The sequence below is a fragment of the Microbacterium maritypicum genome (genome assembly GCF_041529975.1).
Taxonomy (GTDB): Bacteria; Actinomycetota; Actinomycetes; order Actinomycetales; family Microbacteriaceae; genus Microbacterium.
Genome location: NZ_CP168030.1, coordinates 2,709,541 through 2,728,693 on the forward strand (window position 1 = coordinate 2,709,541; position 19,153 = coordinate 2,728,693).

General features: G+C 66.8%; 22 protein-coding genes and 2 tRNA genes. 12 read left to right on the plus strand and 12 right to left on the minus strand.

The genetic code is table 11. From position 1 onward, the window contains the following. The first annotated feature begins 47 nt into the window (after positions 1 to 47). Genes ACCO44_RS13150 through ACCO44_RS13160 form a run of 3 tightly spaced genes read left to right on the plus strand, consistent with a single transcriptional unit; the run spans position 48 to position 3,228 of the window. The gene (locus ACCO44_RS13150) at positions 48 to 1,121 is read left to right on the plus strand and encodes a mechanosensitive ion channel family protein (RefSeq protein ID WP_029263443.1); all 1,074 of its coding nucleotides are present in this window, start codon (positions 48 to 50) and stop codon (positions 1,119 to 1,121) included. Then, complete coding sequence (locus ACCO44_RS13155) at positions 1,118 to 1,567, plus strand: globin (protein WP_372466855.1); 450 nt, start codon at positions 1,118 to 1,120, stop codon at positions 1,565 to 1,567. Before ACCO44_RS13150 ends, ACCO44_RS13155 begins: the two co-directional genes overlap by 4 nt. Beyond that, the gene (locus ACCO44_RS13160; RefSeq protein WP_372466856.1) at positions 1,564 to 3,228 is read left to right on the plus strand and encodes an FAD-binding dehydrogenase; all 1,665 of its coding nucleotides are present in this window, start codon (positions 1,564 to 1,566) and stop codon (positions 3,226 to 3,228) included. Before ACCO44_RS13155 ends, ACCO44_RS13160 begins: the two co-directional genes overlap by 4 nt. Before the next feature lie 46 nt (positions 3,229 to 3,274). On the opposite strand, the gene ACCO44_RS13165 is transcribed toward ACCO44_RS13160, so the two are convergent. Beyond that, positions 3,275 to 3,940: a hypothetical protein gene (locus ACCO44_RS13165; protein ID WP_372466857.1), complete on the minus strand. Its 666-nt coding sequence runs from the start codon at positions 3,938 to 3,940 to the stop codon at positions 3,275 to 3,277. Between the two features lie 50 nt (positions 3,941 to 3,990). Between ACCO44_RS13165 and ACCO44_RS13170 the strand changes: the two genes are divergently transcribed. Further along, on the plus strand, positions 3,991 to 4,881 hold the full coding sequence (locus ACCO44_RS13170) for an acyl-CoA thioesterase II (protein WP_262000902.1): 891 nt from the start codon (positions 3,991 to 3,993) through the stop codon (positions 4,879 to 4,881). Positions 4,882 to 4,911: 30 nt separating this feature from the next. Here the strand turns inward: ACCO44_RS13170 and ACCO44_RS13175 are convergent, their stop codons facing one another. From ACCO44_RS13175 to ACCO44_RS13190, 4 genes are all read right to left on the minus strand, one after another. Further along, positions 4,912 to 5,397: an acyl-CoA thioesterase gene (locus tag ACCO44_RS13175; RefSeq protein ID WP_372466859.1), complete on the minus strand. Its 486-nt coding sequence runs from the start codon at positions 5,395 to 5,397 to the stop codon at positions 4,912 to 4,914. 7 nt (positions 5,398 to 5,404) lie between these two features. Beyond that, complete coding sequence (gene ettA / locus ACCO44_RS13180) at positions 5,405 to 7,084, minus strand: energy-dependent translational throttle protein EttA (protein WP_029263449.1); 1,680 nt, start codon at positions 7,082 to 7,084, stop codon at positions 5,405 to 5,407. A gap of 273 nt (positions 7,085 to 7,357) precedes the next feature. Further along, positions 7,358 to 7,855, minus strand: a complete 498-nt coding sequence (locus ACCO44_RS13185; protein WP_029263450.1) for a hypothetical protein — start codon at positions 7,853 to 7,855, stop codon at positions 7,358 to 7,360. A gap of 82 nt (positions 7,856 to 7,937) precedes the next feature. Further along, positions 7,938 to 8,453, minus strand: a complete 516-nt coding sequence (locus tag ACCO44_RS13190) for a single-stranded DNA-binding protein (RefSeq protein WP_372466863.1) — start codon at positions 8,451 to 8,453, stop codon at positions 7,938 to 7,940. A gap of 209 nt (positions 8,454 to 8,662) precedes the next feature. Here ACCO44_RS13190 and ACCO44_RS13195 point away from each other — a divergent pair, with 209 nt between their 5' ends. After that, entirely contained in the window at positions 8,663 to 8,932 is a 270-nt protein-coding gene (locus ACCO44_RS13195) for a hypothetical protein (protein ID WP_105709889.1), read from the plus strand. Positions 8,933 to 9,012: 80 nt separating this feature from the next. Here the strand turns inward: ACCO44_RS13195 and ACCO44_RS13200 are convergent. Then, positions 9,013 to 9,085: transfer RNA gene (locus ACCO44_RS13200), tRNA-Arg, on the minus strand. An 87-nt stretch (positions 9,086 to 9,172) separates the two neighbouring features. Here ACCO44_RS13200 and orn point away from each other — a divergent pair. The 6 genes from orn (at position 9,173) to ACCO44_RS13230 (ending at position 11,808) form a co-directional block, all read left to right on the plus strand. After that, positions 9,173 to 9,799, plus strand: coding sequence for an oligoribonuclease (gene orn, locus ACCO44_RS13205; RefSeq protein ID WP_372466865.1), 627 nt, complete (start codon positions 9,173 to 9,175; stop codon positions 9,797 to 9,799). Between the two features lie 36 nt (positions 9,800 to 9,835). Next, a tRNA-His gene (locus ACCO44_RS13210) sits at positions 9,836 to 9,908 on the plus strand. Positions 9,909 to 9,999: 91 nt separating this feature from the next. Further along, positions 10,000 to 10,629, plus strand: a complete 630-nt coding sequence (locus ACCO44_RS13215; protein ID WP_181156193.1) for a LysE family transporter — start codon at positions 10,000 to 10,002, stop codon at positions 10,627 to 10,629. Between the two features lie 38 nt (positions 10,630 to 10,667). Beyond that, positions 10,668 to 11,015, plus strand: a complete 348-nt coding sequence (locus ACCO44_RS13220) for a metallopeptidase family protein (protein WP_029263455.1) — start codon at positions 10,668 to 10,670, stop codon at positions 11,013 to 11,015. Continuing rightward, positions 11,012 to 11,308, plus strand: a complete 297-nt coding sequence (clpS, locus tag ACCO44_RS13225; RefSeq protein WP_219860754.1) for an ATP-dependent Clp protease adapter ClpS — start codon at positions 11,012 to 11,014, stop codon at positions 11,306 to 11,308. Before ACCO44_RS13220 ends, clpS begins: the two co-directional genes overlap by 4 nt. Beyond that, entirely contained in the window at positions 11,305 to 11,808 is a 504-nt protein-coding gene (locus tag ACCO44_RS13230; protein ID WP_372466868.1) for a DUF2017 family protein, read from the plus strand. The genes clpS and ACCO44_RS13230 overlap by 4 nt, the downstream gene beginning before the upstream one ends. A 1-nt stretch (position 11,809) precedes the next feature. On the opposite strand, the gene ACCO44_RS13235 is transcribed toward ACCO44_RS13230, so the two are convergent. The 6 genes from ACCO44_RS13235 to gatC are packed head-to-tail and all read right to left on the minus strand — an operon-like array spanning position 11,810 to position 17,361. Continuing rightward, positions 11,810 to 12,391 carry an aminobenzoate synthetase gene (locus ACCO44_RS13235; RefSeq protein WP_029263458.1) on the minus strand — a complete coding sequence of 194 codons (582 nt, stop codon included), beginning with the start codon at positions 12,389 to 12,391 and terminating at the stop codon, positions 11,810 to 11,812. Beyond that, complete coding sequence (locus ACCO44_RS13240) at positions 12,375 to 12,692, minus strand: hypothetical protein (protein WP_029263459.1); 318 nt, start codon at positions 12,690 to 12,692, stop codon at positions 12,375 to 12,377. Before ACCO44_RS13240 ends, ACCO44_RS13235 begins: the two co-directional genes overlap by 17 nt. Before the next feature lie 37 nt (positions 12,693 to 12,729). Continuing rightward, complete coding sequence (gene dinB / locus ACCO44_RS13245) at positions 12,730 to 13,986, minus strand: DNA polymerase IV (protein ID WP_105709882.1); 1,257 nt, start codon at positions 13,984 to 13,986, stop codon at positions 12,730 to 12,732. Positions 13,987 to 14,033: 47 nt separating this feature from the next. Next, positions 14,034 to 15,548 (minus strand): Asp-tRNA(Asn)/Glu-tRNA(Gln) amidotransferase subunit GatB, encoded by a 1,515-nt coding sequence (gene gatB, locus ACCO44_RS13250; protein WP_029263461.1) that lies wholly within the window; start codon positions 15,546 to 15,548, stop codon positions 14,034 to 14,036. After that, the gene (gene gatA, locus ACCO44_RS13255; protein WP_372466871.1) at positions 15,548 to 17,065 is read right to left on the minus strand and encodes an Asp-tRNA(Asn)/Glu-tRNA(Gln) amidotransferase subunit GatA; all 1,518 of its coding nucleotides are present in this window, start codon (positions 17,063 to 17,065) and stop codon (positions 15,548 to 15,550) included. Before gatA ends, gatB begins: the two co-directional genes overlap by 1 nt. Continuing rightward, positions 17,062 to 17,361 (minus strand): Asp-tRNA(Asn)/Glu-tRNA(Gln) amidotransferase subunit GatC, encoded by a 300-nt coding sequence (gene gatC / locus ACCO44_RS13260; protein ID WP_029263463.1) that lies wholly within the window; start codon positions 17,359 to 17,361, stop codon positions 17,062 to 17,064. The genes gatA and gatC overlap by 4 nt, the downstream gene beginning before the upstream one ends. 67 nt (positions 17,362 to 17,428) lie before the next feature. Here gatC and ACCO44_RS13265 point away from each other — a divergent pair, with 67 nt between their 5' ends. After that, positions 17,429 to 19,129 (plus strand): long-chain-fatty-acid--CoA ligase, encoded by a 1,701-nt coding sequence (locus ACCO44_RS13265; RefSeq protein WP_372466873.1) that lies wholly within the window; start codon positions 17,429 to 17,431, stop codon positions 19,127 to 19,129. Positions 19,130 to 19,153 lie beyond the last annotated feature (24 nt).

A 19,153-nucleotide genomic window follows, 5' to 3' on the forward strand; every position in this document is an offset into this window, starting at 1 on the left:
GCATCCGCCCAGCATGCACAGAGACCCGCTCGCTAGGATCGTGACTGATGATGCTCCCCTTCGATGTCAATGATCCTCCCGCGGAGACCCCACTCCCCGACTGGGCGACGAACCTGCTCGCCTGGCTGAGCCAGGTCGGCATGAAGGCTCTCACCGTCGCGATCATCATCGCTAGCTGTGTCGTGATCGGGCTCATCCTGCGCCTGGTCATCCGTCGGGTCGTGCACCGCATCGTCGACAGCGCGAAGAGCAAGGCGTCGGTCGACGACACTCAGGCCTTGGAGCGCTCACCCCTCGCCGACATGCGTCTGGTGCAACGGACCCGCACCCTCGGCACGATCCTGCAGAACATCGTCAACGTGATGCTCGTGGTCATCGCGATCGTGCTCATCGTGAACGCCCTCGACCAGAGCCTGTTGGGGTCGCTGACCCTCCTCACGGCTGCGGTCGGCGCCGGTCTCGGGTTCGGCGCGCAGAACATCGTCAAGGACGTGCTCAACGGCATGTTCTTGGTGGCCGAGGATCAGATCGGAATCGGCGACGTCGTCGACCTCGGGCTCGCGAGCGGTGTCGTCGAGTACGTCAGCGTTCGGATCACCCAGGTGCGCGACGTCAACGGCACCCTCTGGTATGTGCGAAACGGCGAGGTCACCCGAATCGGCAACATGTCGCAGGGATGGGCGCGGTCGATCATCGACCTCGGCGTCCCGGCCGACTCCGACCTCGAGCAGGTCGAGCACATCATGCTCGAGACCGCACAGGGGCTGGCGAAGGATCCCAAGTGGCGCACGCGCATCATCGAGAAACCGGAGCTCTGGGGGCTGGAGTCGATCGACGGCGATGCCCTCGTCGTCCGCATCGTGATCAAAGCACGTGCCAACGCGAAGGACGACGTGGCGCAGGAGCTGCGCCGCCGCCTGCGCGCCGCACTCCTCGAGAAGGAGATCAGCGTGCCGCGCATGGTCGATGTCGTGCCGACAGGGCTCGATGGCGCCCGCCGGGTCCGCGGCGCTAATCCTCCCCGGACGCGACCTAACGCGGTGACCGGCGTGCCGGTGATCCCTGACCGTGGAATCTGGCGCCGCAAGAAGCCCACGGATGACGGGAGTCCCCAGAAGTGACGTTCTACGACGAGATCGGTGGACACGACACGTTCACGAAGATCGTGTCGGTGTTCTACCGCGAGGTCGCCCTCGATCCCGTGATGAAGCCGATGTATCCGGAGGAAGACCTCGGCCCCGCCGAAGACCGGCTCCGCATGTTCCTCGAGCAGTACTGGGGCGGCCCGACGACGTATGGCGACACGCGCGGGCATCCCCGCCTGCGGATGCGGCACATGCCGTTCCACATCGATGCCGACGCGCGCGATCGTTGGCTTCGTCACATGCGGACAGCCGTGGACGAGGCGCAGTTGTCTCCTCTGCACGAAGCGACGCTCTGGGACTACCTGGAGCGCGCCGCGTATGCCATGGTGAACACATTCGAGCCTTCGCGGATCGGGGCCGCTCCCGGCGGTCGCCCCACGCTCGAGACCCGATCACGTCAGGAATCAACGGAGAGCTCATGACGACGAAGCCCCTGTCCACAGATGTTCTGGTGATCGGATGGGGGCTGGCCGGACTCGTCGCCGCGTCCGAGGCTCTCGACGCCGGCCGTCGCGTCATCCTGGTGGACCAGGAGCCGCGGACGAACCTCGGCGGTCAGGCCTGGTGGTCGTTCGGCGGGCTCTTCTTCATCGACTCCCCTGAACAGCGGCGGCTCGGGATCAAGGACTCCCTCGAGCTCGCGACTCAGGACTGGTTCGGCAACGCCGGGTTCGATCGGCCGGAAGACGAATGGCCGAGGCGCTGGGCAGAGGCCTACCTGCAGTTCGCAGCCGGAGAGAAGCGCTCGTGGCTGCGCGAGCGCGGCGTCGGGTTCTTCCCCGTCGTGGGCTGGGCGGAACGCGGCGGCTACGGCGCCATCGGACCGGGCAACTCGGTTCCACGATTCCACATCACTTGGGGCACCGGGCCGGGGATCGTCGCACCCTTCGCAGCCGCCATCGAGCAGGGCGAGCGGGAAGGACGTCTGACGGTCCTCCCGCGACACCGCGTCTCCGAGCTCGTGGTGACCGACGGCGCGGTCACCGGTGCGCGCGGAAACGTGCTCGCCTCGTCGGGCGCATCGCGTGGTGCGGTGTCGTCGCGCGAGATCATCGGCGAGTTCGAGATCGCGGCACGGGCGACCATCGTCTCCTCTGGCGGCATCGGGGGGAACCACAACCTCGTGCGGGCTGCATGGCCCGAACGCCTCGGCACTCCCCCCGAGCACATGCTCACAGGGGTACCGGCCTATGTCGACGGATCGATGTACAGCGTCAGCGCGGCCGCCGGTGCGCGGTTCATCAATGGCGACCGGATGTGGCACTACGTCGAGGGCATCACGAACTGGGACCCGGTGTGGCCGTCTCACGGCATCCGCATCCTCCCCGGGCCGTCGTCGCTCTGGCTGGATGCGACGGGCAAGCGCCTCCCGGTACCCCTGTTCCCCGGGTTCGACACGCTGGGAACGCTCGCGCACCTGCGTACGACCGGTCACGATCACTCCTGGTTCGTCACCTCGCGGCAGATCGTCGAGAAGGAGTTCGCGCTCTCGGGCAGCGAACAGAACCCCGACCTCACCGGCAAAGATGTTCAGCTGCTGCTGAAATCCCGACTCGCCAAGGGACCGACCGGGCCGGTGCAGTCGTTCCTCGACGAAGGTGAGGACTTCATCGTCGAGAACGACCTCGAGTCGCTGCTCGAGCAGATGCAGCGCCACCCCGGCGGCGAGTTCCTCGACATCGACAACGTCCGCCGCGAGGTGGTCGCCCGAGATCGAGAGATGGACAACGACTTCACGAAGGATGCGCAGATCGGCATGCTTCGTTCCATGCGTGGTTATCGCGGCGACAAGCTGATCCGCACCGCAGCACCACATCGCTTGCAGGACCCGAGCGCCGGGCCGCTAGTGGCGGTCAAACTCCACGTCCTCACGCGCAAGTCGCTCGGCGGCATCAACACCGACCTCGCAGGCCGCGCCCTCGATGCGAACGGAGACCCGATCCCCGGACTCTACGCCGCAGGTGAGGCGAGCGGTTTCGGCGGCGGTGGAGTTCACGGCTATCGCGCGCTCGAGGGGACCTTCCTCGGCGGATGCCTGTTCTCGGGGCGAACCGCCGGCCGCGCGGCCGCAGCAGCGGGCTGACGAACACGGCCTGGGGCGCTGAGAGCGGCGGAAATCCGCGCGATGACTAGACGGCGGAACCGGTGGAACGGACGCCCGTCAGCCCGGTGGCCACGGGACCGCGCACGAGCACATGACCGCGACGGAAGGCGAGACGCGTCCACCTGCCGGATCGGGAAAGCTGGACCTGTTCCTCGCCGGAGATGAACCCCATCGCGTCGGCGGCGAACGCCGTGCCGCGAGGCAGCCCTCCGAGATCCTCATCGGGTTCACCCCAGATCGCGGCGCGGAGGGCGCGGACCGCTTCCTCGCCCGAACCGGGGCCGGCGCCCCGCGCGACCGCCGAGATCCCCCACTGCGCGCGCTGGGCGATCGCGGATGCCGCCAGCGCGGCCTCCGGCGTCCACGCGCTCCGAGGCGGGGCGACGCCGGCCCATGCCGGGGACAGACCGGTCTCCGGGAGCGTGAGCCGATCGGCGTCATCGGTCTTCGAAAGTCGATCGACGACGATGTCGCATTCGAGCTCGGGGTCGGCATGCACGATGCGCATCGCGAGGATGGTCGGCGTTTGGTCGAACAGACCCTGCGGCGCGAGCACCGCGGTGGTCAGCGCGAGCACACCGTTCGCCGCCTGCAGGCGCACGCCTTCGTCGGTGATCCTGGTCGCTCGTCCGACGAAGGTCAGAACGTCCTTCGCGGTGTCGGGGTCGGCGAGGAGGAGGTGATGCGTCACGCGTTCTAAACTACCAACGGTGCGGCATGCGGGGTCGCAGAGAGGAACACATGAGCGCGGAGCAGCACGCCATCCAGACCGTCGAACGGCTTCTCGAGGTCCTCGATCTCGATGCGGCTCAGGCTCGCACCACAGAGGACATTTTCACGGGCTCCTCGCACCCGATGCCGAGCGGCCGTATCTACGGGGGCCAGGTGCTCGCCCAGGCTCTGCTCGCCGCGGAGCGGACACTCCCTGAGGACCGTGCGGTGCATTCGATGCACGGGTACTTCCTCCGTCCTGGGGATGCGAGCCAGGGAATCACCATCGCGGTCGATCGGATCCACGACGGCCGATCGTTCTCGACCAGGCGGACCCAGGCTTACCAGAACGGCGTGCCGATCTTCTCGATGATCGCCTCGTTCCAGGACGCCGATCCCGGGGTGGAGCACGCGGAGCCGATGCCGGCGGGCATTCCCGGCCCGGATGAGCTCGCCCCGGACGAGGAGCGGGTCCACGGGCTACCCGAAGGCACCACGCGGATGCTCAGTGAGCGAGCGGCCGATGTGCGGCACGTCGACTCACCGCTGTATCTGCCCAGCGAAGATGCACAAGTGCCCCGGCAAGCCGTGTGGATGCGACTGCGCGCCCCTCTCCCTGACGACCAGCGGCTTCACCGAGCCGCGCTCGCGTACCTCAGCGACATGACGATCCAGGAATCGATCCTGCGGGCACACGGCGTCTACTGGGCGCTCCCCGGGCTGAAAGTCGCGAGCCTCGATCACGCGATGTGGTGGCATCGACCTGCGCGCGTCGACGAGTGGCTGCTCTATGTGCAGGAGTCGCCGAATGCGCGTGGGGGGCGGGGGCTCGCCACCGGACGGATCTACACGCGCGACGGCGCGCTGGTCGCGAGCGTCGCACAGGAGATCATGATCCGCGTGCCCGAGGAGTCGCCCTAGGGCTCGGTCACACCGGTACCCGCCGCGACGTCAGCGGTGGGAGTACTCGATCGAGTCGCCCACATACGGCTCCCAGGCGTCGCGCATCTCCTGAGTGAGTCGGGTGGGGCGCCCGGTCTGAGCGTCGACCAGCACGATGATCGCCGTCGATCGCGCGTAGATCTGTCGCGGTTCTGCGGTCGGGTCGTTGTGGACCTCGTAGCAGACTTCGACGCTGGAGCCGCCGAGCTTGCCGAACCACATCTGCACCTCGAGCGGACGTCGCTGATATGGCACGGGCGCGAGGTACTCGATCTCCTGTCGCGCGATGAGGGTCAGGATTCCCTCGTCGATGCCGGAGTCGAGCACCGCCGTCGATGGCGCCTTCTCACCGGGGCCGGCACGCCAGAAGGCTCTGACGCGAGCCTCCTCGAGCAGTTTCAGCATCGAGGTGTTGTTGACGTGATTGAACGCATCCAGATCACCCCAGCGGAGGTGGATCGGGATGTGCAGACGCGGCCCCGGTGAAGCGGACATCGCGGCCTCAGTCGCGCGTCAGCTTGCGGTGCGTCGAACGGTGCGGCTTCGCGGCGTCGGGGCCGAGGCGCTCGATCTTGTTCTCCTCGTACGCCTCGAAGTTCCCCTCGAACCAGTACCACTGGCCGGGCTTCTCGTCGGTGCCCTCGTACGCGAGGATGTGCGTCGCGATCCGGTCGAGGAACCACCGGTCGTGAGTGATCACCACAGCACAGCCGGGGAACTCGAGCAAGGCGTTCTCGAGCGAGCTCAGGGTCTCGACGTCGAGGTCGTTTGTCGGCTCATCGAGGAGCAACAGGTTGCCTCCCTCTTTGAGCGTCAGCGCGAGGTTCAGACGGTTGCGCTCACCACCGGAGAGCACGCCGGCCTTCTTCTGCTGGTCCGGGCCCTTGAAGCCGAACTTCGACACGTAAGCGCGGGACGGGATCTCGGTCTTGCCGACGGTGATGTAGTCCAAGCCGTCGGAGACGACCTCCCACAGCGTCTTGTTCGGATCGATGTTGGAACGCGACTGGTCGACGTAGCTGATCTTGACCGTCTCGCCGATCTTCAGATCGCCGCCGTCGAGCGGCTCGAGACCCACGATCGTCTTGAAGAGCGTCGTCTTACCCACGCCGTTGGGCCCGATCACACCGACGATGCCGTTCGGCGGGAGGTTGAAGCTGAGGTTGTCGATCAGTACCCGACCGTCGAAGCCCTTCTGCAGCTTCTTGGCATCGATCACGATGCCACCCAGACGTGGGCCCGCGGGGATCTGGATCTCGTCGAAGTCCAGCTTCCTGGTCCGCTCCGCCTCCGAAGCCATCTCCTCGTAGCGAGCGAGACGCGCCTTCGATTTGGTCTGGCGGCCCTTCGCGCTGGAACGGACCCACTCCAGCTCCTCCTTGAGGCGCTTGGCCAGCTTGGCGTCCTTCTTGCCCTGGACCTCGAGTCGTTCGCCCTTCTTCTCCAGGTAGGTCGAGTAGTTGCCCTCGTAGCCGATGAGACGACCGCGATCGACTTCGGCGATCCACTCGGCGACGTGGTCGAGGAAGTACCGGTCGTGCGTGATCGCGATCACGGCACCCTTGTAGGCCTGGAGGTGCTGCTCGAGCCACAGCACACTCTCGGCGTCGAGGTGGTTGGTGGGCTCGTCGAGGAGCAGGAGGTCGGGCTTCTGCAGGAGCAGCTTCGCAAGGGCGACACGACGCTTCTCGCCACCGGAGAGCGGTGCGATCGCGGCGTCGGCCGGGGGCGTGCGCAGAGCGTCCATGGCCTGATCGAGCTGCGAGTCGAGGTCCCAGCCGTCGGCCGCGTCGATCTCCTCCTGCAGTGTGCCCATCTCGGCGAGGAGGGCGTCGAAGTCGGCGTCGGGCTCGGCCATCAGCAGCGAGATCTCGTTGAACCGGTCGACCTTCGGCTTGATCGCGATGCCGTCCTGGATGTTCTCGATCACCGTCTTGGACTCGTCGAGCTCCGGCTCCTGCATCAGGATGCCGACCGTGTACCCCGGGGAGAGCTTCGCCTCGCCGTTCGACGGAGTGTCGAGACCGGCCATGATCTTGAGGATCGTCGACTTTCCGGCGCCGTTCGGGCCGACCATGCCGATCTTCGCCCCGGGGAGGAACGCCATCGTGACGTCGTCGAGGATGAGCTTCTCGCCCACTGCCTTACGCGCACGCACCATCGAGTAGATGTACTCAGCCATACCGTTTAAACACCTTTGCTGATCAGAATCGAACCTGCCATCGCACTGCTGAAGCGGTGCGGAAATCTACCTAAGACTACCTCCGGGGCGGCAGTCAGACGATTCCCCGGCACCTGGACTGAGCTCCGCCGTCTGCCGGACTCCACGCGCGCCCGAGGTCAGCCTCGCACGTCGGTGCGCTGCGGAGCCATCACGCTGTCCGCAATCACCGCGTCCGAGGATGATCAGCGTGAAGAATAGATCGTGACGGATGTACCAACGGCCCTTGGCGTGTCACCAGTCGATCGGACGTGTGGTGCCCACCAGGCAGCGCCCCTCGGCGAGCTGCGGCATCACGACGGTGACGACACGTCCCGTGGAGGGACCCACCTGACCGACGAGACATTCGCTGTCGCCCCAGCGCACGGAGAACTGCAGGCTCTCCGCAGGGTTGCCGACCGTCGACTGATCCTGCGTCACCTGCATCGCGCTCCGATCGAATCCCGCCGTGACCAGAGCATCGATGTACGCTCGCCCGGCCCCCCGCTGATCCGTTGCCCAGACGCGTTCGGCCACCGAGGTGAAGACCGGGAGGTTCTCCTCGGCTGTGCCGTCGGGCACGAGCGTCGGTTCCGCAGGAGTCGTCGTCCCGGGAGTCGGCGACGCGACAGCCGTGGGCGATGCAGACGGGCCGGGAGTCGGCGCACAGGCGGAGAGCAGCAGGAACGCGGCGATCGAAGCCGCAAGGGCACCGGCCGCGCGCGGCGACGTGAAGACCGGACGACGAAGCACACGCCGAGTCTACGTCTCCCCGCAATCCGACCCTGCACGCCGCCGGCGCCCCACCCCGCTGAATCGAGCGCGGAGCCGCCCGTCAGGACATGGCACCCGCGGTCGAGGCAGGCGCAGCCCACGACAGGTCCAGCGGCTCGGAATCATGCAGGCCCTGCTCCGACCCGGGATCATCGTGCACCGATTCCTCTGGGCTGTTGCCCTCTGCATTCGGCGTCGCGGAGGGTCCGGCCGCAGCCGGACGCGACTGCGGCCGATAAGCCGTCGTTCCCCACCGCAGGTCATGCCCGATGGTGTCCGCGTCGATGTCGACGCTCGTGCCGTGCTTGCCGTTGCTCTCCCAGTTGCGGATCTTCAGCCGCCCGGTGACGATCACGCTGTCCCCGGTTCGCAACGATGCCTTCGCATTCTCGCCGAGGCTCCGGAAGGCGGCGACCGAGAACCAGTTGGTGCCGGAATCCGTCCACTCCTGCGTGGCGGCGTCGAAACGACGATGAGTACTCGCGAGACGGAAGTTCGTGACGGGCACGCCTCCCCCGGTCTGACCCTGGGTCGGATCCGTGGCGACTCTTCCCACGATGGTGACCATGCCGATCATGTGCTGTCCTTTCGTCGACCGGAGCGGAGCCCGTCCGGATCGCCCCAGCCTGGCCCGCACCGCACCCGGCAACCGACCTGGAATACGCGAAGCGTGGACAGCGCTCATGAACGCCTTGCGGTGCAGAAAGGGCAGATCACAGCGCGTGTCGCCACGGACAGGCGAATGTCGGTGGTCGGTCATAGCTTCGAATCACGAAAGGAGTTCCGATGTCCGAAAGCTTGACCACCTCTCTCCCCGACGTCCCCTATGCGACGCCCCGGCTCTCTTCTCCCCGCGAGCACCTCGTCCGCGCCGCGGATCACCTTTGGCGCGTGCAGGACCGACGAGAACATGTCCTCGGCCACCTGCGTATCGTCGCCGATCCCCTCGGAATCCGATATCGCGCCGAGCGCCTGCACCTCGCGACCGGGGTCTTTCGCGTGATCGGTGAGTTCTGGCGTGCGGACGACGCGGTCGCCGCGCTTCGCTACTGCTGAGGCAGGAGTATCGCGCCCGACCGGGTCGATGGGCTCATCGCGACGAGCTCGCGCCCCGTCCGACACGGATCGGGTGAAGGTGCCCCCGGCAGGATTCGAACCTGCGACCAAGAGATTAGAAGGCTCCTGCTCTATCCCCTGAGCTACGGAGGCGCACGCTTCTAGAGTATCGCGGACCCGACGATGCTCGAGGAAGGGCATCTTCCCCAGCGATGTCGGGGCCGTCGATAGGATGGCGGCATGGTATCTGCGTCCGAGAACGATCGTCTCGTCTGGGTCGACTGCGAGATGACGGGCCTCGATCTCGCGGTCGATGAGCTCGTGGAGATCGCTGTCGTCATCACCGATTTCGAGCTCAACCCCGTCGATCCCGGTTTTCAGGTGGTGATCCGCCCCGGCGCTGCAGCCCTCGAGCACATGAATGACTTCGTGACCAAGATGCACGAGACGTCCGGCCTGATCCTGGAGATCCCGCATGGGGTCTCTCTCGAAGAGGCCGAGGAACAGACACTCGCATACATCAAGCGCTTCGTTCCGCTCGAGCGCAAGGCGCCGCTCGCCGGCAACACGATCGGTACCGACAGGATGTTCCTCGCGAAGTACATGCCGCAGGTCGACCAGTGGCTGCACTACCGGAACGTTGACGTCTCCAGCATCAAGGAGCTCTCGCGGCGGTGGTACCCACGCGTCTTCTTCCAGGCACCGGCGAAGGACGGCGGGCACCGAGCGCTGGCCGACATCCTGGAGTCGATCCGCGAACTCCGCTACTACCGAGAGGCTGTCTTCGTCGACGAGCCCGGCCCGTCGAGCGACGACGCACGGGAGATCGCCACCCGTACGGTGTCCGAGTTCACTCCGAACATGTAATAGACTCGTATGGTTGCCTGCTCCGGCGGGCACATGGTGGGTATAGCTCAGCTGGTAGAGCGCTGGCTTGTGGTGCCGGATGTCGCGGGTTCGAGTCCCGTTACTCACCCTCAGGGAGAAGGCCCGAACCGCATGGTTCGGGCCTTCTTCGCATCGCCGAGCTGATCCGCCCGTCCCCACCGAAGCCCTAGACTTGCGTGGTGTCGCTCGCGGTCTGGTTCTCCTTGCTCACCGCGTCGGTGGTGATCAGCTTCACCCCCGGAGCAGGCGCCATCAACACGATGTCGAATGCGCTCAACCAGGGGTGGAAGCGCTCGATCTGGGGAATCATCGGGCAGCAGATCGCATTGATCGTGCATGTCGCGATCGTCGCGGCAGGCGTCGGTCTGCTCGTCTCGCGCTCGGAGTTCCTGTTCAACACCATCCGGTACGCCGGGGCGGCCTATCTCGTGTTCCTCGGCATTCGCCTGATCCTCACGAAACCTGCGGGCACCCTGGATGACGCTCCCGTGCCCGTCGACTCTCATGAGAGTCACTGGTCGATGATCCGACGGGGGTTCTGGGTCAACCTGCTCAACCCCAAGGCGATCGTCTTCTTCTTGGCGTTCATCCCGCAGTTCATCCGGCTCGACGAGCCTCCGGTGCCGCAGTACCTCACGCTGGTCGCGACGGTGATCGTGGTCGACGTGATCGTGATGTGGGGGTTCTTCGCGGCCGCGGCCCGCCCGTTCCGGCGCCTCACGAGATCCGTGCGCGGCCAACGCATCCTCAACCTGGTGTTCGGCGTTCTCTTCATCGCTGTGGCCGGCGTGCTCGTCCTGCTGCACTGATCCGACACGGGAGCCCGCGCGCCTCTAGGCTGGACACGATGGACATGGATGCCGCCGCCTTCGAAGAACTGGTGATCGACGAGCTCGACCTCCTGCCCGACGACATGGTGGAAGGACTCGAGAACGTCGTGTTCGTCGTCGAGGACCGGCCGGAGGACGGCAGCCTGGATCTGCTGGGCCTGTACGACGGTCTAGCGCTCACCGAACGCACACAATACGGTATGGGCGAGCTTCCCGACCGGATCGTGCTCTATCGCGAGCCGCATCTCGCGCAGTGCGAAACCCTGCACGAGCTCCGCGACGAGGTTCACACGACCCTGGTCCACGAGATCGCTCACTTCTACGGCATCGACGATGAGCAGCTCCACGAGATGGGCTGGGCATGATGGCGAGGATCGCCCACCCGGAACTCGATGAGATCGTCGACCTCAGCGCCGCCCCGCTCGAGCCGTGGCAGGTCGTGGTGTGGAACGACCCCGTGAACCTCATGAGTTACGTGGTCCGCGTGTTCCGGACCTACTTCGGGTACTCGCTCGACCACGCCACCGCTCTGATGCTCGCCGTGCACAACGAGGGACACGCGATCGTCGCCACCGGACCGCGAGAGACCATGGAGGTGCATGCGCAGGCCATGCACGACTTCGGGCTCTGGGCCACCGTCAGGAAGGCACCGCTGTGAGCGACGACATCATCGTCATGCCCATCACCGTGATCGAGGAGTTCCACCTGTCCCGGCTCGTCGAGGACTTCATCGAGCTCGTCAGCGAATCACGGGGCACGGATGATCCGGCCATCGACCGGTTGACGCCGAACCCCTATCCCGAAGACTCGGATGCTGCGGCCGAGTTCGCCGATGCCACGCGGGACGATCTCCTCGATCGTCGTCTCGCCGACGCGCGCAGGGTCCGCGCGGCGCTGGATGAGTACCCCACGGGTATCGACTCGCTCACGGAGGAAGACGCGCTCGAAGTGCGAGAGACCCTCATCGCGTTCGAGAGCCTCGAAGCCTGGCTTCGAACGCTCACCGCCATCCGTCTCGTCATCGCCACGCGACTCGGAATCACGTCCGATGTCCAGCCCGGCGAAGACGGCCGCCACGATGTCTACGAATGGGTCGGCTATCGGCTGGAGCTGATCATCCAGGCTGCCGATGAGGCGGAACCCGCGTCGGAGATCTGACCTACGGGACGTCGATGATCCGAGTCGCCAGAGCTCGAGGGTCGTCCCGTTCGAGATGACGGCGTTCCTGCGCCGCCCAGCGATCCCAGTGCGGACGGTACGTGTCTCCGTCACGATTCAGCGCCCGGGTCTTCCGCGACGCCTCCGCGGATTCCACCCAGACCCTGACGTCCGCGAGACCGGCTGTCGATGGTCGCAGGATTCCACTGCCCTCGATGATCACGCCGAGGGCAGGGTCGACCGCGTGGCTCTCCGCCTCGGCCTCCGACTCCCAATCCCAGCGCCGCCACGTGCCGAGGTATCCGCGACCGTGCGGACGCAGGATCCACTCGAGCGCGCGTTCTGCTCCGTCATCGAGGCCATCCCAACCGGGATAGATCGAATCGAGGGCGACGAGCTGCACGTGACCGAGGACGGGCCAGCGCCTGACGAGCCTCGCCGCGAGAGAGGACTTCCCCGCGCCACTGCCGCCGTCGATCAGGACGACAGGATTCGCGGCCGCCAGTGCGCGGACGTCCTGTTCGATCAGTGTCGCAGCGCGCTCCAGAGCCGTCGCGACGGGGTCGTCACTTCTTGAGGGCACGGATGATGCGCACGAGAGCCCGCCCGGTGACCCAGACGAACGGCACCGCCACGAGGAGCAGCGTGACGATGTTGGGCTCGAAGCGGAGGCCCTCTTCTCGCCGGACGTAGACCCCGACCGGGACGGAGACACCGCCCCCTCCCCCGCCTTCGGCACCGTCGCCACTGCCACCGCCGAATCCGGAGTATGTGAATGCAACGGGAGTGATGCTCACCCCGTCGACATCCTGGGGCTCTCCGTACGCGCTCTTCACGCCGAAGGACGCTGCTTGCTTTCCGAGTTCCAGTGCGATGTTCGGCATACCTCCACGGTAGCCGAGGAACAGGGCGCGCGTGAGATCAATCCAGGCCGTGCGCCTTCGGATGCTGCGCGGCGCCTCGGCCATCGACACGCCCGATGTGTCGCGCGCGGCTGATCGTCGCCGAGCCGAACCGTGCCACGGCCTCGTCGACGGCGCCCTCGACCTTGCGCCAATCCTCGTCGTCGTCCCAGAGGCCGAGACCGCCACCGCCAGCGGGGCGCAGGTTCTCGGCGCGGACGCCGACGAGTCGCACGGGGTCCCGCCGATCGATCTGCTCGAACAGTGACTGGGCTGCCTCGCCGATCCGCTGACCGACCGCAGTGGGCTCGCTCAGGGTCACGGAGCGGCTGAGGGTGCGGAAGTCGTCGAATCGGATCTTGATCGCGACGGTCGCCGTCTCCCAGTCGGCACGCCGCAGCCTCGCTGCGACGCGATCGGCGAGTCGCAGGAGCTCCGCACGGAGAAAATCCCGATCCCGGATGTCCGTGTCGAATGTCTCCTCATGACCGATGCTCTTCTCCACGCGTTCCGTGTCGACGGCACGCGGATCCTGTCCCATCGCCAGCTGCGCGAGGCGTGCACTGAGGGCCGCACCCACAGCCCTGTCGATCATCTCTCGCGGCGCCTCGCGCACATCCTGCACCGTGCGGATGCCTCGCGCCTCGAGGGCCTCCGCGGCCTTCGGCCCGACGCCCCACATCGCGCGAACCGGTCTCGGCGCGAGGAAGTCGAGCGTGTCCTTCGCTGCGACGACGAGCATGCCATCGGGCTTCGAAATCGTGGACGCCATCTTCGCGACGTGCTTGGTGGCAGCGACGCCCACGCTGCAGGTGATGCCGACCTCGTCGAGCACTCGTTGCCGGATCAACTCCGCGATGCGAGCGGGACTCCCCCAGAGGCGGCGCACGCCCTGCACATCGAGGAACGCCTCGTCGACCGACAGCGGCTCGACGAGGGGCGTGAACGACTCGAAGATCGCCATCACCTGCCGTGAGACCTCCTGGTACCGGTGGAAATGCGGGAGGACGATGCGCGCGGACGGGCACAGCCGTAACGCCTGGGAAACCGGCATCGCCGCACGGACGCCATAGCGACGAGCCTCGTAGGACGCACTCGAGACGACGGAACGGCCGTCCGGCGCCCCGATTATCAGCGGCAGACCACGGAGGGAGGGATCATCGAGCACCTCGACGGCCGCATAGAACGCGTCCATGTCGACGTGCAGGATGCGGGTTCCCGTGTCGTCGGCATCGACGGCGGAGACGATGCGCCCTCTGCCGTCACCGTGTCCCATGCGACCATTCTCCCCCGGGCCTCGGACACGAGGCCCGGGGTGGCACGCTACTGCGCAGCGCGCTCGAGAATGAGTTCACGGACACGTGCGGCGTCCGCCTGACCCTTCATCGCCTTCATGACGGCGCCGATCACAGCGCCGGCGGCCTGCACCTTGCCATCCTTGATCTTCGCCATCACGTCGGGCTGAGCGGCCAGGGCCTCGTCGATCGCGGCGATCAGCGCGCCGTCATCCGACACGACCGCGAGCCCGCGGGCGTCCACGACCTCCTGCGGCGTGCCCTCGCCGGCGATGACGCCTTCGAGCACCTGGCGGGCGAGCTTGTCGGTGAGGGTTCCCGCATCGACGAGCTTCTGCAGCGCAGCAACGTTCTCCGGGCTGATCAGGTCGGTCGCGTCCTTCTCCTGTGCGTTCGCGAGACGGCTGATCTCGCCGGTCCACCACTTGCGTGCGGTGGCCGGAGTGGCGCCGGCAGCGATCGTCGCCTCGACGACCTCGAGCAGGCCGCCGTTGCGGACGTCCTGGAATTCGAGGTCCGTGAAGCCCCACTCCGTCATGAGACGGCGACGACGAGCGACGGGCTGCTCCGGAAGCGCGGCGCGCAACTCTTCGATCAGCTCGGCGGCCGGTTCCACGGGCAGCAGATCAGGCTCCGGGAAGTAGCGGTAGTCGTCGGCATCCGACTTCGGGCGTCCCGGCGAGGTCGTGCCGGTGTCCTCGTGCCAGTGCCGCGTCTCCTGTGTGATCGTGCCGCCATCGGCAAGAATCTGCGCCTGTCGCTGGATCTCGTACCTCACGGCGCGCTCGACCGAGCGCATCGAGTTCACGTTCTTCGTCTCCGTGCGGGTACCGAGCTTGTCTGTACCCCGCGGGCGCAGCGAAACGTTCGCGTCGCAGCGCAGGTTGCCGCGCTCCAGCCGAGCCTCGGAGATGCCGAGCCCGCGAACGATGTCGCGGATCGCCTGCACGTAGGCCTTGGCGACCTCCGGCGCTCGGTGCTCGGTGCCGTAGATGATGTTGGTCACGATCTCGACCAGCGGCACCCCCGCACGGTTGTAGTCGACGAGCGAGTACTCGGCCCCCTGGATACGTCCGGTGGCTCCGCCCATGTGGGTGAGCTTTCCGGCGTCTTCCTCCATGTGCGCACGCTCGATCGGGATCGTGATGAGCGTCCCGTCCTCGAGCTCGACCTCGACCGAGCCCTCATAGGCGATCGGCTCGTCGTACTGCGAGATCTGGTAGTTCTTGCCCAGGTCGGGGTAGAAGTAGTTCTTGCGCGCGAACCGGCTCGATTCGGCGATCGAGCAGCCGAGCGCGAGGCCCAGACTGATCGACGAGCGGATCGCCGTCTCGTTCACAACCGGCAGCGACCCGGGCAGTCCGAGGTCGACCGGCGCGATGAGCGTGTTCGGCTCCGCGGCGTGGAACGCCTCGTTGGCCGGGTTCGGCGCATCGGAGAACATCTTCGTGTTCGTGTTTAGCTCGACGTGGACCTCGAAACCGAGGACCGGCTCGAACAGCTCGAGCGCCTTGTCGAAGTCCATGAGCTTGGCGGCGGCCATCAGCGCTTCCCTTCTGCGAGCTCCGGAGCACGGGTGAGCAGCGGCGCGCCCCACGAATCGACGAGCAGCGTCTCGAGCGCGGCGCCGACCTTGTAGAGACGTGCGTCCTCGCGCGCCGGAGCGATGAACTGGATGCCGACGGGCAGGCCATCGTCATCCGCGAGGCCGCTCGGAATGGAGATGCCGGGGACCCCGGCGAGGTTCACCGGGATGGTCGTGATGTCGTTGAGGTACATCTGCAGGGGGTCATCGATCTTCTCCCCGAGCTTGAACGCCGTGGTCGGGGCCGAGGGCGTCGCGATCACGTCGACCTCGGCGAACGCGTTCGCGAAATCCTGCTGGATGAGCGTGCGGACCTTCTGTGCGCTGCCGTAGTAAGCGTCGTAGTATCCGGCCGACAGTGCGTACGTGCCGAGGATGATGCGGCGCTTGACCTCATCGCCGAAGCCGGCGTCGCGGGTCGCGGACATGACGTCCTCGACCGTGGGGTTGCCGTCGGGCGTCACCCGCAGGCCGAAGCGCACGGAGTCGAACTTCGCGAGGTTGCTCGAAGCCTCGGCGGGGAGGATCAGGTAGTACGCAGCCACTCCGTATTCGAAGTGCGGAGCGGCGATCTCGACGATCTCGGCGCCCTGAGCCTCCATGAGCGCGAGCGCGCTGCGGAACGACGCCGCGACACCCGGCTGGAAGCCGCTGTCCGGGAGTTCGCGGATCACGCCGACCTTGAGCCCCTTGAGTACGTCTCCGCGAGCCCCTTCGCGGGCGGCCTCAGCGAACGAGGGCCACTCGTCGCGCAGCGAGGTCGAATCCTTGGGGTCGTGCCCGCCGATGGCGTCGTGCAGCAGCCCGGAATCGAGGACCGTCCGGGAGACCGGGCCGACCTGGTCGAGGCTGGAGGCGAGTGCGATCGCACCGTAGCGGCTCACGCCGCCGTATGTGGGCTTGACGCCCACCGTGCCGGTGACGTGCGCGGGCTGACGGATCGACCCGCCGGTGTCGGAGCCGAGCGCGAGCGGAGCCTCGAACGCGGCGACAGCAGCGGCGGAGCCACCGCCCGAGCCACCGGGAATCCGGTCGAGATCCCACGGGTTGTGCGTGGGGCCGTACGCCGAGTGCTCCGTGGACGAACCCATCGCGAACTCGTCCATGTTGGTCTTGCCGAGAGCGATCATCCCTGCTGCGCGCGAGCGTGCGACGACCGTGGCGTCGTAGGGCGAGCGATATCCCTCGAGGATGCGCGAGCCGCTGGTCGTGGGCTGGTCGGTCGTCACGAGAACGTCCTTGATCGCCAGCGGCACACCGGCGAGAGGCCCCAGGGATTCACCGGAAGCGCGGCGGGCGTCGATCGCGGCTGCGGCCTCGAGCGCTCCCTCGTTGACGTGCAGGAAGGCGTGCACGTCGCCGTCGACGGCGGCGATGCGGTCGAGGTGTGCCTGCGTCGCCTCGACGCTCGACACCTCGCCCGTGGAGAGCTTGGCGGCGAGATCCGCCGCGTTCAGTCGGATGATGTCGCTCACTGCTCTTCTCCCAGGATCGCGGTGACGCGGAAGCGGCCGTCCGCGGCGTCCGGAGCGTTCTGCAGCACCTGCTCGTGCGTGAGCGTCTGCCCGACCACATCCGGTCGGAAGACATTGCTCAACGGGATAGGGTGGCTCGTCGCGACGACATCGTCTGTCGCGACCTCCGAGACCTTCGCGATGTTGTCGACGATCGCGTCGAGCTGGCCCGTGAGCCGCGACACCTCGTCGTCGTTCAGCTGGATGCGTGCGAGCACACCGAGATGGCGCACGAGTTCAGGGGTGATTTCAGACACCCCTCCAGTCTAGTTGCCGCACTCCGAACTCCCCTGCCCCGCGAGTCGGTCGACATATGCTGGGCGGGTGAGCACGTTCCAGCCCCCTCGCCCGTGGATCGCCAGCTATGCCGCAGGAGTCCCCGACGACCTCCCTCCCGTGGACGGCTCGCTCGTCGACATCGTCGCCGCTTCGGCTCGCGACTACCCGGACGCCCCCGCCCTGCAGTTCTTCGGCCGCGAGACCACCTACGGACAGCTGCAGTCGGCGATCGACCGCGCCGCAGCAGGACTTCGCGACCTCGGGGTCCGCGCAGGAGACCCGGTCGCCATCGTTCTACCGAACTGCCCCCAGCACATCGTGGCCTTCTACGCGGTACTCCGTCTCGGCGCTGTCGTCGTCGAGCACAACCCTCTCTATACCCCTCGCGAACTGCGTAAGCAGTTCGAGGATCACGGCGCGAAGCACGCGATCGTGTGGAACAAGGTCGTGTCCACAGTGCAGGAGTTCCCGACGGATCTGGCCGTCACGAACCTCATCTCCGTCGACGTGACCCGCGCCATGCCGTTCGTCACTCGTTTCGCGCTGCGGCTCCCGGTCGCCAAGGCTCGCGAGTCGCGCGCGGCGTTGACCGAGAAGGTGCGCGGTACCGTCGCGTGGGATTCTCTCCTGGCCTCCGAGCCGATCCCCGCCTCACATCCGATGCCGCGCACCGACGATCTCGCGATCATCCAGTACACGTCCGGTACCACGGGAACGCCGAAGGGTGCGGCCCTCACACACCGCAACCTGCTCGCCAACGCCGCGCAAGCTCAGGCCTGGGTGCCGTCGATCCAGCGCGGCAAGGGCTGCGTGGTCTATGCGGTCCTGCCGATGTTCCACGCCTACGGCCTCACGCTCTGCCTCACATTCGCGATGTCGATGGGCGCCCGACTCGTGCTGTTCCCCAAGTTCGATCCGGACCTCGTGCTCGACGTCGTCAAGAAGCACCCCGCGACTTTCCTCCCACTCGTGCCGCCCATCGCGGACCGCCTCCTCGCCGCAGCGAAGGAGAAGGGTGTGTCGCTCGACGGCATCGAGGTCGCGATCTCCGGCGCCATGGCACTGCCGCACGAGCTGGTCGTCCCCTTCGAAGAGGCCACGCATGGCTACCTCGTCGAGGGCTACGGACTGAGCGAGTGCTCCCCCGTCCTGATGGCGAACCCGGTCGCGGACAACCGCGTGCCCGGCACGGTCGGGCTCCCCCTGCCCGGGACCGAATGCCGTGTCGTCGACCCGGAGAACCCGAGTGAAGACGTCCCGGCCGGATCAGCCGGAGAACTCGTCGTGCGCGGGCCCCAGGTGTTCTCGGGGTATTACGGCAAGCCCGAGGAGACGGAAGCCGTCTTTGTCGACGGCTGGTACCGGACCGGTGACATCGTCACGATCGACGACGCCGGATTCGTCCGCATCGTCGATCGCATCAAGGAACTCATCATCACCGGCGGCTTCAACGTCGCGCCCACCGAGGTCGAGAACGCGCTGCGCCAGCACCCCCAGGTCGCGGATGCCGCGGTCGTCGGGTTGCCGAGCGAGCACTCCGGCGAGGAGGTCGTCGCCGCCATCGTCGTGGATGCCGGAACCGATGTCGATGTGGAGGCGATCCGAGATTTCGCCCGCAGCATCCTCACTCCGTACAAGGTGCCGCGTCGTGTGTTCGTGGTCGACGAGCTCCCCAAGTCGTTGATCGGGAAGGTGCTCCGACGCCAGGTCAAGGAGAAGCTGCTCTCCCTGACCACCGGCGCCTGAGGTCGTCCTCACAGGCGCCGAGCG